Source organism: Roseococcus sp. SYP-B2431 (assembly GCF_004336745.1).
Taxonomy (GTDB): Bacteria; Pseudomonadota; Alphaproteobacteria; order Acetobacterales; family Acetobacteraceae; genus Roseococcus.
In genome coordinates this window covers 12,463-24,984 of the sequence record NZ_SJXD01000001.1, presented here as the reverse complement: position 1 = coordinate 24,984, position 12,522 = coordinate 12,463, and the positions used below count along the sequence as shown (strand labels likewise).

General features: G+C 69.7%; 12 protein-coding genes. All 12 read right to left on the bottom strand.

Annotation, left to right across the window (positions count from 1 at the left end; genetic code table 11):
• Positions 1–2 precede the first annotated feature (2 nt).
• Positions 3–632 carry a glutathione S-transferase family protein gene (locus EJV46_RS00105; protein ID WP_131546560.1) on the bottom strand — a complete coding sequence of 210 codons (630 nt, stop codon included), beginning with the start codon at positions 630–632 and terminating at the stop codon, positions 3–5.
• A complete protein-coding gene (locus EJV46_RS00100; protein WP_165585242.1) occupies positions 629–2,137 on the bottom strand; it encodes an ABC transporter substrate-binding protein in 1,509 nt (502 codons plus the stop codon). The genes EJV46_RS00105 and EJV46_RS00100 overlap by 4 nt, the downstream gene beginning before the upstream one ends.
• On the bottom strand, positions 2,134–3,222 hold the full coding sequence (locus tag EJV46_RS00095) for an ABC transporter ATP-binding protein (RefSeq protein ID WP_131546559.1): 1,089 nt from the start codon (positions 3,220–3,222) through the stop codon (positions 2,134–2,136). The genes EJV46_RS00100 and EJV46_RS00095 overlap by 4 nt, the downstream gene beginning before the upstream one ends.
• The gene (locus tag EJV46_RS00090; RefSeq protein WP_131546558.1) at positions 3,219–4,169 is read right to left on the bottom strand and encodes an ABC transporter ATP-binding protein; all 951 of its coding nucleotides are present in this window, start codon (positions 4,167–4,169) and stop codon (positions 3,219–3,221) included. The genes EJV46_RS00095 and EJV46_RS00090 overlap by 4 nt, the downstream gene beginning before the upstream one ends.
• Positions 4,166–4,867: a DUF1028 domain-containing protein gene (locus EJV46_RS00085; protein WP_131546557.1), complete on the bottom strand. Its 702-nt coding sequence runs from the start codon at positions 4,865–4,867 to the stop codon at positions 4,166–4,168. The genes EJV46_RS00090 and EJV46_RS00085 overlap by 4 nt, the downstream gene beginning before the upstream one ends.
• A 216-nt stretch (positions 4,868–5,083) precedes the next feature.
• Positions 5,084–6,070 carry a branched-chain amino acid ABC transporter permease gene (locus EJV46_RS00080; protein ID WP_131546556.1) on the bottom strand — a complete coding sequence of 329 codons (987 nt, stop codon included), beginning with the start codon at positions 6,068–6,070 and terminating at the stop codon, positions 5,084–5,086.
• 3 nt (positions 6,071–6,073) lie between these two features.
• Entirely contained in the window at positions 6,074–6,958 is an 885-nt protein-coding gene (locus tag EJV46_RS00075) for a branched-chain amino acid ABC transporter permease (RefSeq protein ID WP_131546555.1), read from the bottom strand.
• Between the two features lie 43 nt (positions 6,959–7,001).
• A complete protein-coding gene (locus EJV46_RS00070) occupies positions 7,002–8,246 on the bottom strand; it encodes an ABC transporter substrate-binding protein (protein WP_131546554.1) in 1,245 nt (414 codons plus the stop codon).
• Between the two features lie 83 nt (positions 8,247–8,329).
• Entirely contained in the window at positions 8,330–9,571 is a 1,242-nt protein-coding gene (locus tag EJV46_RS00065) for an ABC transporter substrate-binding protein (protein WP_131546553.1), read from the bottom strand.
• A gap of 104 nt (positions 9,572–9,675) precedes the next feature.
• Positions 9,676–10,908 carry an ABC transporter substrate-binding protein gene (locus EJV46_RS00060; protein ID WP_131546552.1) on the bottom strand — a complete coding sequence of 411 codons (1,233 nt, stop codon included), beginning with the start codon at positions 10,906–10,908 and terminating at the stop codon, positions 9,676–9,678.
• Between the two features lie 32 nt (positions 10,909–10,940).
• A complete protein-coding gene (locus EJV46_RS00055; protein ID WP_131546551.1) occupies positions 10,941–11,645 on the bottom strand; it encodes an ABC transporter ATP-binding protein in 705 nt (234 codons plus the stop codon).
• Positions 11,638–12,423 (bottom strand): ABC transporter ATP-binding protein, encoded by a 786-nt coding sequence (locus EJV46_RS00050; RefSeq protein WP_131546550.1) that lies wholly within the window; start codon positions 12,421–12,423, stop codon positions 11,638–11,640. The genes EJV46_RS00055 and EJV46_RS00050 overlap by 8 nt, the downstream gene beginning before the upstream one ends.
• Between the last annotated feature and the right edge of the window lie 99 nt (positions 12,424–12,522).

Sequence of the window (12,522 nt, the reverse complement as noted above, 5' to 3'; positions counted from 1 at the left end):
CGTCAGTCCTTCCGCGCCGCGTCCTGCGCGGCGGCCAGCTCAGCATCCTTCGCGCGGGCGCGCTGGACGCCGGGGCGGGCGTTCACGCGATCGGCATAGGCGGTGAATTCCGGCAGCTTGGGGACGATGCCGAACATCATCGTCCAGGAGAGGGACACGCCCCAGAGGATGTCGGCCGCGCTGAAGGTCTTGCCCAGGAGCCAGGGGCCCTTGGCCAGTTGGGCGCGCAGCGTCTCGATCACCGTGTCGTAATCGCCATAGGGGCTCATGGCGGCGGGGGCGGGGTCGCGCTTCAGGGCCTTGTCGACCACGGCCGGCTCGAAGCTGGAGCCGTAGAAGAACAGCCAGCGCAGGAAGGGGCCCCGCAGCGGATCGCCGATCGCGGGCGCCAGCCCCGCCTGGGGAAAGCGGTCGGCCAGGTGGAGAAAGACCGCGCCCTGTTCGGTGACGAGCGCCTCGCCATCCTGGATGGCGGGCACCTTGCCCATGGGGTTGATGGCCAGATAGGCGGGCTGGCGGTTCTCGCCCGCCTTCATGTCCATCACGTGCAGGTCGTAGGGCGCGCCCAGTTCCTCCAGGAGCGACAAGGTGCCGACGGATCGGGTATTGGGCGAATGGTGCAGCGTGATCATTGCAGCCTCATTCCTTGCAGGCGGATGATGCCGTCGGGAACGTTCACATAGCCCTGCAGCCGCTCGGTATGCGCGACGATGTTCTTGCGGTGCCAGAGGTAGATGCGGTGGCGGTCCTGCCGCAGCGCGATCTGCCAGATCTGGCCGTAGAGCTCGCGACGCTTACCCGCATCCGGTTCGGTGCGCGCGGCGTCGAGCAGGCGATCCACCTCGGTGTTGGAATAGCGCCCGTCGTTCTGCGGCCCGCGCGAATGGATGAAGGTCCAGCTGTTGCCGTCGGGATCGACGCGCCCGGACCAGGCGAGGAGATAGGCCTCGAAGTCGCCGCGCGTGGCCGCCTGGAGGCTGCTGGCGAATTCCATGGTGTTGAGGCGCAGGTCGAACCCGGCCTCGCGCACCATGGCCTGGATCACCTCGCCGGCCTGGCGGAGATCGGGGTTGTTCGGGATGGTCATCTCGACGCGCAGCGGCGTGGTCACGCCGGCCTCCCGCAATAGCGCGCGCGCGCGTTCCACGTTGCGCGGCTCGGGGCGGAAGCCCGCGACATGGAAGGGATTGGCCGGCGGGACCGGCTGCGCGGTCGGGGTGTACATGCCCTCATACACGACCTGGTTGAGCGCGGCGCGGTCGATCGCGAGCTCGAAGGCCTCGCGGATGCGGGCGTTCTGGCCGATGGGCGTCTGGGCCCGCGCGCCATTGCCGATGTTGAAGGTGATCGACTGATAGCCCAGCTCGTCGCTCACCGAGACGCGCAGGCGGCTGTTCCGCCGCACGGCCGGAACGTCGTCCGGGTCGATCGTCTGCACCATCTCCAGCGCGCCGGATTGCAGGTTGGCGAGGCGCACCGTGCTGTCCGTGATGATCTGGTAGGTGACGCGGTTCAGGTGCATCGCGGCCGCGTTCCAGTATTCCGGGAAGCGCTCGACCACGATGCGGTCCTGCGCCACGCGCTCGACGAAGCGGAAGGGCCCGGCGCAGACGGGGCGCGTGCCGAAGTTGCGCCCGCCGGCCTCGGCGGCCTTGGGGCTCACGATCATGCCGGCGCGGTCGGTGAGCTGGGAGAGGAAGGGCGCGGAGGGCGCGCGCAGGCGGATGCGGATCTTCAGCGGGTCCACCACCTCGATCGCCTCGATGGTGTTGATCTCGCCGCGCCGGAAGCTGCCCTGCATGTTCTGGTGCCGGTCGAGGCTGTAGCGCACGGCCTCGGCGTCCATCGCCTCGCCGTCATGGAAGCGCACGCCTTCGCGGAGCGTGACGAGCAGGGTGCGCGGGTCTTCCCAGGTGTATCCGGTGGCGAGCTGGGGGACGATCTCCAGCCGCTCGTTGATGTCGAAGAGCTTGTCGCACAGGCTCGCGAAGACGATGCGGCCGACGAAGGTGCGGGCCAGCGTCGGATCCAGGATGTCGGGATCCTCGCGGAGCCCGATGCGGAGGTTTTGCGCGTGCGCGGCGGCGATGGTCAGCCCCAGCGTGGCGCAGGCGGCGAGCAGCAGGCGGCTGATCATGCGGTGGGCTCCCGGTTCGTCGAGAAGAAGCTTTGGAGGCGGGCGAGGCGCGCATCGGCGGCGGCCTCGCGGATGGGTGTCGCGGGGGGAAGGCTATCCTGGAAATGACAGGCGGTCAGGTGCGCTGCCTGGCCGGCCGATTCACGGCCGGCGTCGCCCATCAGCTCCGGCACGACCTCGGCGCAGAGCGCCTGCGCATGCGGGCAGCGCGTGCGGAAGCGGCAGCCGGAGGGCGGCGAGACGGGGGACGGGATATCGCCCTCCAGCAGCTTCAGCGCGCCGCCCTGGCCCGGCACGGCGGCCAGCAGCGCGCGCGTATAGGGGTGGCGAGGGGTCAGGAAGAGCTGCTCGGCCGGCGCCTCCTCGACGATGCGGCCGAGATACATGACGGCCACCCGGTCGGCGACCTGCCGCACCACGCCGAGATCGTGGCTGATGAGCACGAAGGTCAGGCCGAGGTCACGGATCAGGTCACCCAGCAGGTTCACCACCTGCGCCTGGACGGAGACGTCCAGCGCGGAGACCGGCTCGTCGCCGATGACGAGGCGCGGCTCGCTGGCCAGGGCGCGGGCGATGGCGATGCGCTGGCGCTGCCCGCCGGAGAACTCGTGCGGCCAGCGGCGCGCCAGCTCGGGGCGCAGGCCGACGCGCTCCAGCAGCTCGGCCACGCGCGCGCGCTCCCGGCCGCGGTGCAGCCGGTGGAGGATCAGCGGCTCGGTGATTGCGGCCTCGACCGTCATGCGCGGATCGAGGCTGGCGAAGGGGTCCTGGAAGATGAGCTGCATCTCCCGCCGCTTGGCGCGTAGCGCGGCCGGCCTCAGCGCCAGCAGGTCCTCGCCGTCGAAGCGCAGGCTGCCGGCGTCCGGCTCCACGAGGCGCAGCGCGACGCGGCCCAAGGTGGACTTACCGCAACCGCTCTCACCGACGATGGCGAGCACGCTGCCCCGCGGCACGGCGAGCGTGACGCCGTCCACCGCATGCACCGCGCCGCGCCTGCGGCCGAGGCTGTCGCGGAAGGGGAAGTGCTTCACCAGCCCCTCCAACTCGAGAAGCGGCACTTTGCCGGCCGGCCGATCCAGGCTCATGCGAGCGGCGCCCGGTGGCAGGCCGCGAAGTGCAGGGGCGCGATCTCGCGCAGCGGAGGCGTGGTCGCGCAGACCTCGATGGCGAAGGGACAGCGCGGCGCGAAGCGGCAGCCGGGCGGCGGATCGCGCAGATCGGGCACCGTGCCCTCGATCGAGGCCAGCCGCGGACGCTTGGAATCCAGCCGCGGCGCCGCGCCGAGCAGGCCGATCGTGTAGGGGTGCTGCGGCTCCGCGAAGAGGCGCGCGGCCGGCGCGCGCTCGGCGACGCGGCCGGCATACATCACCACCACCTCGTCGGCATGGTCCTGCACCACCCCGAGATCATGGGTGATGAGGACCACGGCGGTGCCGGTTTCGCGCTTCAGCTCGTCGAGCAGCGCCAGGATCTGCGCTTGCACCGTCACGTCCAGCGCCGTCGTCGGCTCGTCCGCGATGAGCAGCCGGGGGCGGCAGGCCAGCGCGATGGCGATCATCACGCGCTGCCGCATGCCGCCGGAAAGCTGGTGCGGATACTGCTTCGCGCGCCGCGCGGCCTCGGGAATGCGAACGCGCTCCAGCATGGCGACGGCGCGGGCCATGGCGTCGCGTGGGCTCAGCCCCTCGTGCAGGCGCAACGCCTCGGCCACCTGCTCGCCGGCGGTGAAGGCCGGGTTCAGGCTGGTCATGGGCTCCTGGAAGATCATGGCCAGCTCGCGGCCGCGCGCCTGGCGCTGGGCTTCCGGCGTCAGCAGCTCGCCGGCGAGGCGGATGTCGCCCAGCCGCCCGGCATTCTCGGCCAGCAGGCCGAGGATGGCGAGCGCCGTCGCCGATTTCCCGCAGCCGCTCTCGCCCACGATGGCCAGCGTGCGGCCGGGCTCGACGGCGAAGGAGATGCGGTCCACCGCCTGCAGCACGCCGCGATCGGTGCGGAACTCGATGCTGAGGCGGTCGACCTCCAGCGCGTTCATCGCCCGGCCCGGGCCTTCGTCGCCGAATCGATGACGGCGCGATCGAAGACGCCCGGATGGTCAGTCCCGGCAAGGAAGCGACGGAAGGTGGTGAAGCGCTCCTGTGCCACCGCGTGCAGACGGCGCAGCTCGGCCAGCGGATCGGGATGGTCGTCCGCGCGGATGTCGAGGTCCGGATAGGGATCCAGGGACGCCACCATGAGCGCCGCCGACTGCTTGCCGCGCGCGTCGCCGCCGGCGGCCTCCCCGGCCTCCATGGCGTGGAGCAGGCGCAGGGCCATCGGCAGGTGTCCCGCGGCCAGGAAGGCGGCGAGCGTGTCCTCGACCACGCGCGGCCCGGCGAGCATGTTGCCGGCCACCGATACGTTCTCCGCCCGTGCGGAGCCGCACCAGGGCACGCAGGCGGCGCCCGTGTGCTGGGCCATCGCCCCGTCCGCGCCGAGGACGTGGAACTGCCGCGAGTCGCGGCCGGCATCCGCCGCGATCAGCACGTCGAGGATGGCCTGCGGCGCCTCGCAGGCCCGCAGCCGCTCCATGCCGCGGAGGCCGAGCATGGGGTTCAGCAGCGCCTGCGAGGACAGCGCGCCCACGCCGCCCTCCACGCGGGGGCAGAGCGCGCCCACGGCGAAGAAGCGCGTGGCGATGGCGATGCCGAGCTCGCCGCTGCGCGGGTCGCGCGCCAGGATGGACCATGTCATGCCCGCGAACTGTAGCCGGGACGGCGCGGGCGCAAAGGGGGGATCGCGCGGGCTTCGGCGCCCATCGCCGCGGCGTGCCGCGCCCTTGGGCAGGGATGCCGCATTCGGCGCCTGCCGGAGTCGCTCTTCTCCGGGACTGGTTCGACCTCCTGCCCCAACGGCAGGACGGGGAGCGCCTGCCTGCGCTCCCCTCGGGCAGTCTGGGCGGTCAGGCGATCACAATCTCACCCGCAGCCAGTTGCCGATCTCCCCCACCAGCCCGCGCCGGAAGGCCAGCACGCAGAGCACGAAGATCGCGCCCTGGATCACCGTCACCCAGGCGCCGAACTCGGCCAGGTAGTTCTGCATGGTGATGATCACGGCCGCCCCGACGAAGGGCCCGAAGATGGTGCCGAGCCCGCCCACCAGCGACATCAGCACCACCTCGCCGGACATGGTCCAGAACACGTCGGTCAGGGTCGCAATGCCGAAGACGATGGATTTCAGCCCGCCGGCCACGCCCGCCAGCCCGGCCGAGAGCACGAAAGCCATCAACTTGTAGTCGTCCGTCCGGTAGCCGAGCGAGGTGGCGCGCGGCTCGTTCTCGCGGATCGACTTCAGCACCATGCCGAAGGGCGAGTGCACGATCCGGTGGATCAGCAGGAAGCCGGCCAGGAAGACGCCCGCCGTCAGCCAGTACATGTTGAGGTCGCGGCTGAGGTCGAGGAAGCCGAGGAAATACCCGCGCGGGATGGACTGGATGCCGTCCTCGCCGCCGGTGAAGGGCGCCTGCACGCAGAAGAAGTAGACCATCTGGGCGAAGGCCAGGGTGATCATGGCGAAGTAGATGCCCTGCCGGCGGATGGCGATCCAACCGATGACCAGGCCCAGCGCCGCGCCGACGAGACCGCCGAGGAGGATGGAGAGTTCCGGCGGCAGGCCCCAGACCTTCGCGGCATGGCCGGTGAGGTAGCCGCCCATGCCGAAATAGGCCGCATGGCCGAAGCTCAGCAGGCCGACATAGCCGACGAGCAGGTTGAAGGCGCAGGCGAAGAGCGCGAAGCACAGCAGCTTCATCAGGAAGACGGGATAGAGGAAGAAGGGGCTGATCAGCAGGAAGGCGATCAGCACGACGAAGGCCATGACCTGAGCCTGGGTGAAGCCGAGGAAGTAGGCTTCCTCCTTGCGGAAGTCGGTGCCGCTGAAGCCGCCGGGAGCCGCCATGTCTCAGGCCCTCCCGAACAGGCCGGCGGGGCGCGCCAGCAGCACGATGGCCATGACCACGAAGATCACGGTGGAGGAGGCTTCCGGATAGAACACCTTGGTCAGACCTTCGATGATGCCGAGCCCGAAGCCCGTGATGACGGAGCCCAGGATGGACCCCATGCCGCCGATGACGACGACGGCGAAGACGATGATGATGAGGTTCGAGCCCATCTGCGGGTTCACCGAGTAGATCGGCGCCGCCAGCACGCCGGCGAAGGCGGCCAGCGCGACGCCCGCGCCGTAGGTCAGCGTCATCAGCCGGGGCACGTTGATGCCGAAGGCCTGCACGAGCGCCGCGTTCTCGGTGGAGGCGCGCAGGTAGCTGCCGATCTTGGTCTTCTCGATGACGAGCCAGGTGGCCAGGCACATCACCGCCGCCACGATGACCACCCAGCCGCGATAGATGGGCATGAACATGAAGCCCAGATCCCAGGCGCCGGAGAGCTGCGGCGGGATGCGGTAGGGCAGGCCCGAGCTGCCGTACTGGTTGCGGAAGATGCCCTCGATGATCAGGCCCAATCCGAAGGTCAGCAACAGGCCGTAGAGATGGTCGAGCTTGTACAATCGGGCAATCATCGTGCGTTCGAGCAGCACGCCGAAGAGGCCGACGAGCAGCGGCGCCAGGATCAGCGCCCACCAGTAGTTGAGCCCGGCGTATTCGAGCAGCATCCAGGCCACGAAGGCGCCCATCATGAACTGCGCGCCATGCGCGAAGTTGATGACGTTCAGCATGCCGAAGATGACGGCGAGACCGAGCGAGAGCAGGGCATAGAAGGCGCCGTTGATCAGCCCGAGGAGCAATTGGCCGAAGAGCAGCGGGGCCGGGATCCCGAAAATATCGTCCATACGCGGTCTATCCTTTAAGCAGCAGGCCTTAAGCAGCGGGCCTTTAAAGAGCGGGACTTCTGACGAGCGGACAGCCGCCCTCCTGAATCGGCCGGAAGGCGTTCTCGGCCGCCGTGGTGGCGACGGGTTTGTAGTAGTCCCAGGGGCCGCGCGATTCCTCGGGCGACTTGACCTGGAAGAGATGGGCGGGGTGCAGCTTGCGGCCGTCCTCGCGCAGCCGCCCGGGGCCGAAGGCATCGTCGTCGGTCGGCATCGCCTTCATGCCGGCGATCACGGCGGCCCCGTCCAGCTGCGTCACGGCGGGGCCGAGCGCCGCGGCGGCCTTCAGGTAATGCGCGACGGCGCTGTAGCAGCCGGCATGGACGGCCCCCGGCATGGCGCGGTTCGGCATGCGCGGCTGCACGCGCTCGGCGAAGGCGCGGCTGCGCTCGTTGAGATCCCAGTAGAAGCTTTCCGTCAGCAGCAGCTCCTGGGCCGCGGGCAGGCCGAGCGCATGGACCTCGCTGAGGCTCATCAGCAGGCCGACGAGCCGCATCCTCCGCGTGAGGCCGAATTCCCGCGCCTGGATGATGCAGTTCGCGGTGTCGGTGCCGGCATTGGCGAGGCCGAGCACCTTCGCCCGCGAGGCCTGCGCCTGCAGCAGGAAGGAGGAGAAGTCGGTCGTGGCCGGGAAGGGGTAGCGCACCGAGCCGAGGACGCGGCCGCCCTCCGCCTCGACGAACTGCGTGACGTCGCGCTGGAGCACCGTGCCGAAGGCGTAGTCGGCGGTGACGAAGAACCAGCTCTCGCCGCCCGTCCGCGTCACGGCCGCGCCGGTGCCCTTGGCGAGCATGTAGGTGTCGTAGGCCCAATGCGCGGTGTTGGGCGAGCAGGCGGCGCCGGTGAGCTCCGTGGAGGCGGCGCCGGAATTCAGGAACACCTTGTTCTTCTGCCGCGCGATGGTGCTGACGGCGAGCGCGACGGAGGTGGTCGGCACGTCCACGATCGCGTCCACGCCCTGGTCGTACCATTGCCGCGCGATGGAGGAGCCGATGTCGGGCCGGTTCTGGTGGTCGGCCTGGATCACCTCGGCGGAGAGGCCGAGCGCGCCGGCGAAGTCCGCCACGGCCTGCTGCACGCAGGCGACGCTGCCCATCCCCGTCGGATCGCGATAGGGGCCGGACATGTCGGTCAGCACGCCGATCCGGATGGTGCGTCCCCCCAGGGCATTCTGAGCCCGCAGCCGCGTCGCCGGCATCGCAGCAAGCCCGCCGAGGGCGGCGAGCAGAGGTCTGCGGGGCGGGCTCATGCGCGGGTCCTCGATGGGTGGAAGATGATCCGGGTGGCGCGGCTCTTGACGGCCGCTTCCACCGGAGGCGTCGGTTCCGGGGATCAGGTCCGGACGAAGGGGCAGCCGCCCTCGCCGAGCGGGCGGAAGGCCTCGTCGGCGGCGGTGGTCTGCAGGAGCTTGAGGTAGTCCCAGGGCCCACGGGATTCGGAGGGCGCCTTCACCTCGAAGAGATAGGAGGGGATCATCATCCGCCCGTCCTGGCGCAGCGAGCCCCGGCCGAAGGCCTCGTCCTCCACGGGGATGGCCTTCATGCGGTTCATCACCTCGACGCCGGGGCCCTTGGCGGCCGCGATGCCGATATCCGCCACGGCCTTCAGGTAGTGCAGGGTCGCCGAATAGTTGCCGGCCGTCAGCATGTTCGGCATGGCGCGGTTGGCCAGCCGCGGCTGAACGCGGCGGCTGAAGTTGCGCATGCTGTCGTTGAGATCCCAGTAGAAGCTCTCGGTCATCACCAGCCCCTGCGCGGTCTCGAGGCCCAGGGCATGCACGTCGGCGATGAACATCAGCAGCGCCGCGAGCTTGGTGCCGCGCCGCGTGATGCCGAACTCGGCCGCCTGCTTGATGCTGTTGACCGTGTCGGCGCCGGCATTGGCGAAGCCGATCACCTTGGCCCGGCTGGCCTGGGCCTGCAGCAGGAAGGAGGAGAAGTCGGTCGTGGCCGGGAAGGGATAGCGCACGCTGCCGGCCACCCGCCCGCCGCTCGCGCGGACGAAGTTCGAGGTGTCGCGCTCCAGCGCATGGCCGAAGGCGTAATCGGCGGTGATGAAGAACCAGCTGTCGCCGCCCGCGCGCACCATCGCGCCGCCGGTGGACTTCGCCAGCATGTAGGTGTCGTAGACCCAGTGCGCCGTGTTCGGGCTGCATTGGGGCCCCGTGAGATCGGCCGTGGCGGCGCCGACATTGATGTAGACCTTGTTCTTCTCGCGCGCGACGGAATTGACGGCAAGGCCCACGGAGGAGGTCGGCACGTCGAGGATCATGTCGACCCCCTGGTCGTACCACTGCCGGGCGATGTTCACGCCGACATCCGGCCGGTTCTGGTGGTCGGCGCCGACCACCTCGACGTTGAAGCCGCGGCTGTTGCCGAATTCCTGTGCGGCGATCTGCGCCATGGTGACGCCGTTCGGCCCGCCGATGTCCCGGTAGGGGCCCGACTGATCGTTCATCACGCCGATCTTGATGGTATTGGCTGCCTGCGCGCGCGCGCGGCGGCCGGGCCACGCGCTGAGGGCGGTGGCTCCGGCGGTGGCGCCCAGGAGGGTGCGGCGGTCGATCCTGCTCATTGGTCCTGTTTCCCTGTGAAAATTGGGGCGGGCGGTCTTCGCCGCCTCTCCCCGGTCGTGATCCGGAGAGCGATCCGCATCGGCGGAACGCCCTTCAGCGCGGCTTAGCGGACGAGGGCGCAGCCTCCCTGGGCGACTGGGCGGAAGGCCTGGTCGGCGGGGGTGGTGCCGAGCAGCTTGTAGTAGTCCCAGGCGCCACGGCTCTCGGAAGGCTGCTTCACCTCGAAGAGGTAGGAAGGATGGATCTTGCGCCCGTCGGCGCGGATGCTGCCGGCGCCGAAGGCGTCATCCTCGGTCGGCATCGCCTTCATCTTCGCGACGGCATCGGCGCCGCTGGCCTTGGCCGCGGCCACGCCCATCTCGCCCACCGCCTTCAGGTAGTGCAGCACGGAGGAGTAGCAGCCGGCCTGCACCATCGAGGGCTTCGCGCCGCCCGGCAGCGCAAGGCGCGTGGAGAAGCCGCGCGTCTTGTCGTTGAGATCCCAGTAGAAGGTCTCGGTGAGGACCAGGCCCTGCGCCGTCTGCAGCCCGAGCGAATGAACGTCGGTGATGAAGACCAGCAGCCCCGCCAGCTTGGTGCGGCCGCCGCGGGTCAGCCCGAACTCGGCCGCCTGCTTGATGGTGTTGATCGTGTCGCCGCCCGCATTGGCGAGGCCGACGACCTGCGCCCGGCTCGCCTGGGCCTGCAGCAGGAAGGAGGAAAAGTCGGTCGTGCCCGGAAAGGGCGTCCGCACCGAACCCAGCACCCGGCCGCCGGCGCCGCGCACGAACTCCGAGGCATCGCGCTCCAGCGCATGGCCGAAGGCATAGTCGGCGGTGATGAAGAACCAGCTCTGCCCACCCGCGCGCACCATCGCACCGCCCGTGGAATTGGAGAGCATCCAGGTGTCGTAGGTCCAGTGGATGGTGTTGGGCGTGCAGGCGCTGCCGGTGAGGTCGGAGGACGCGGCCCCCGAATTCAGCATCACCTTGTTCTTCTCGCGCGTGATGTTGTTCACCGCCAGCGCCACCGAGCTTGTCGGCACGTCGATGATGACGTCCACGCCGTCACGGTCGATCCACTGGCGCGCGACGGTGGAGCCGACATCGGGGCGGTTCTGATGGTCGGCGGAGACGACCTCGACGTTGATCCCGCGCTGGGTGATCCCGCTCTCCTGCACCGCCATCTGCACGGCGCGCAGCGAGCCGGGGCCGGCGAGGTCGCGATACAGCGCCGACATGTCGGTCAGCACGCCGATCTTGATGGTGTTCGCCTGCGCGCGGGCGCGGCGCGCCATGCCGCCCGCCAGGGGGGCCGCCGCGGCGGCGGAGAGAAGGGTGCGGCGTTGGATGGACATAGGCTGCTTGCTCCGTTCAGGCGTCGGTGAGGTCAGACGCTCAGATATTCGTTGAGGCGGTCCAGCGACGAGGTGAGCTCCGCGTTCGGCACCATGTCCATCACGCGCCCGTGCTCCATCACGTAATGCCGGTCCGCCACGGTCTGGGCGAAGCGGAAGTTCTGCTCGACGAGCAGGACGGTGAAGCCGCGGGTCTTGAGCTCGCGGATGGTGCGGCCGATCTGCTGCACGATGACCGGCGCGAGGCCCTCCGAGGGCTCGTCGAGGAGCAGCAGCTTGGCGCCGGTGCGCAGGATGCGGCCGATGGCCAGCATCTGCTGCTCGCCGCCCGAGAGCTTGGTGCCCGGGCTGCGCGCGCGCTCCTTGAGGTTCGGGAAGAGGGTGTGGATCTCCGCCACCTCGAGGCCGCCCGGCCGCAGCGTCGGCGGCAGCATGAGGTTCTCCGTCACGTCCAGCGAGGCAAAGATGCCACGCTCCTCCGGGCAGTAGCCGATGCCTTTGCGGGCGATCAGGTCGGAGCGGAGCCCGATCAGCTCCGTCCCCTCGAAGCTGATGGACCCCGCCCGGCGGCCGACCAGGCCCATGATGGCGCGCAGCGTCGAGGTCTTGCCGGCGCCGTTGCGGCCCAGCAGGGTCACGACCTCGCCCTCGGCGATCTCGATGTCCACGCCGTGCAGCACGTGGCTCTCGCCGTACCAGGCTTCGAGCTTCTGGATCTTCAGCATGGCGTCAGACATTCAGGGCGCTCTCCGGAACGCCGACGCTGGCGGGATCGGTGCCGAGATAGGCGGCCTGGACGTCCGGATTGCGGCTCACGGCGGCGTAGTCGCCCTCGGCCAGCACCTCGCCGCGGGCGAGCACGGTGATCCGGTCGCACAGGCCCTCGACCACCTTGAGGTTGTGCTCCACCAGCAGCACGGTGCGCCCGGCCGAGACGCGCTTGATGAGGGTGACGATCCGGTCCACGTCGTCATGGGTCATGCCGGCGGTGGGCTCGTCGAGCAGCATCATCACCGGCTCCAGCGCCAGCGTGGTCGCGATCTCCAGGGCGCGCTTGCGGCCGTAGGGGAGCTGCGCGGCCTGGAGCCCGGCATATTCGCTGAGGCCCACATCCTCCAGCAGCTCGCCGGCGCGGGCGTCGTATTGCTTCAGCGCCGAATCCGAGCGCCAGAAGTCGAAGCTCGCGCCGCGGGCGCGCTGCAGCGCCAGCCGGACGTTCTCCAGCACGGAGAGGTGCGGGAAGACGGCCGAGATCTGAAAGGAGCGGACGAGGCCCAGCCGGGCCACTTCGGCCGGCTTCATGTCGGTGATGTCGCGGCCGTCATAGGTGATCCTGCCGCGCGTCGGCTGCAGGAATTTCGTGAGCAGGTTGAAGCAGGTCGTCTTGCCGGCGCCGTTCGGGCCGATCAGCCCGTGGATGCTCCCGCGACGGATCGAGAGGTTCACGTTCTGCACGGCGAGGAAGCCCAAGAATTCCTTGGTCAGCCCCTGTGTCTCCAGGATCGTATCGCTCACTCGGCCCGGTTCCCTTGGAAGTTCCCTCGACCGGTTCTGATCCGGCCTTGTCTGCCTGTATGGCGAGGCGGGAAGAGGCTTGCAAGCTTTCGCTCATGG

What these genes read in the sequence shown, in the direction of transcription:
- EJV46_RS00105 (WP_131546560.1), bottom strand. Translation starts at nt 632, where the DNA reads ATGATCACGCTGCACCATTCGCCCAATACCCGATCCGTCGGCACCTTG.
- EJV46_RS00100 (WP_165585242.1), bottom strand. Translation starts at nt 2,137, where the DNA reads ATGATCAGCCGCCTGCTGCTCGCCGCCTGCGCCACGCTGGGGCTGACC.
- EJV46_RS00095 (WP_131546559.1), bottom strand. Translation starts at nt 3,222, where the DNA reads ATGAGCCTGGATCGGCCGGCCGGCAAAGTGCCGCTTCTCGAGTTGGAG.
- EJV46_RS00090 (WP_131546558.1), bottom strand. Translation starts at nt 4,169, where the DNA reads ATGAACGCGCTGGAGGTCGACCGCCTCAGCATCGAGTTCCGCACCGAT.
- EJV46_RS00085 (WP_131546557.1), bottom strand. Translation starts at nt 4,867, where the DNA reads ATGACATGGTCCATCCTGGCGCGCGACCCGCGCAGCGGCGAGCTCGGC.
- EJV46_RS00080 (WP_131546556.1), bottom strand. Translation starts at nt 6,070, where the DNA reads ATGGCGGCTCCCGGCGGCTTCAGCGGCACCGACTTCCGCAAGGAGGAA.
- EJV46_RS00075 (WP_131546555.1), bottom strand. Translation starts at nt 6,958, where the DNA reads ATGGACGATATTTTCGGGATCCCGGCCCCGCTGCTCTTCGGCCAATTG.
- EJV46_RS00070 (WP_131546554.1), bottom strand. Translation starts at nt 8,246, where the DNA reads ATGAGCCCGCCCCGCAGACCTCTGCTCGCCGCCCTCGGCGGGCTTGCT.
- EJV46_RS00065 (WP_131546553.1), bottom strand. Translation starts at nt 9,571, where the DNA reads ATGAGCAGGATCGACCGCCGCACCCTCCTGGGCGCCACCGCCGGAGCC.
- EJV46_RS00060 (WP_131546552.1), bottom strand. Translation starts at nt 10,908, where the DNA reads ATGTCCATCCAACGCCGCACCCTTCTCTCCGCCGCCGCGGCGGCCCCC.
- EJV46_RS00055 (WP_131546551.1), bottom strand. Translation starts at nt 11,645, where the DNA reads ATGTCTGACGCCATGCTGAAGATCCAGAAGCTCGAAGCCTGGTACGGC.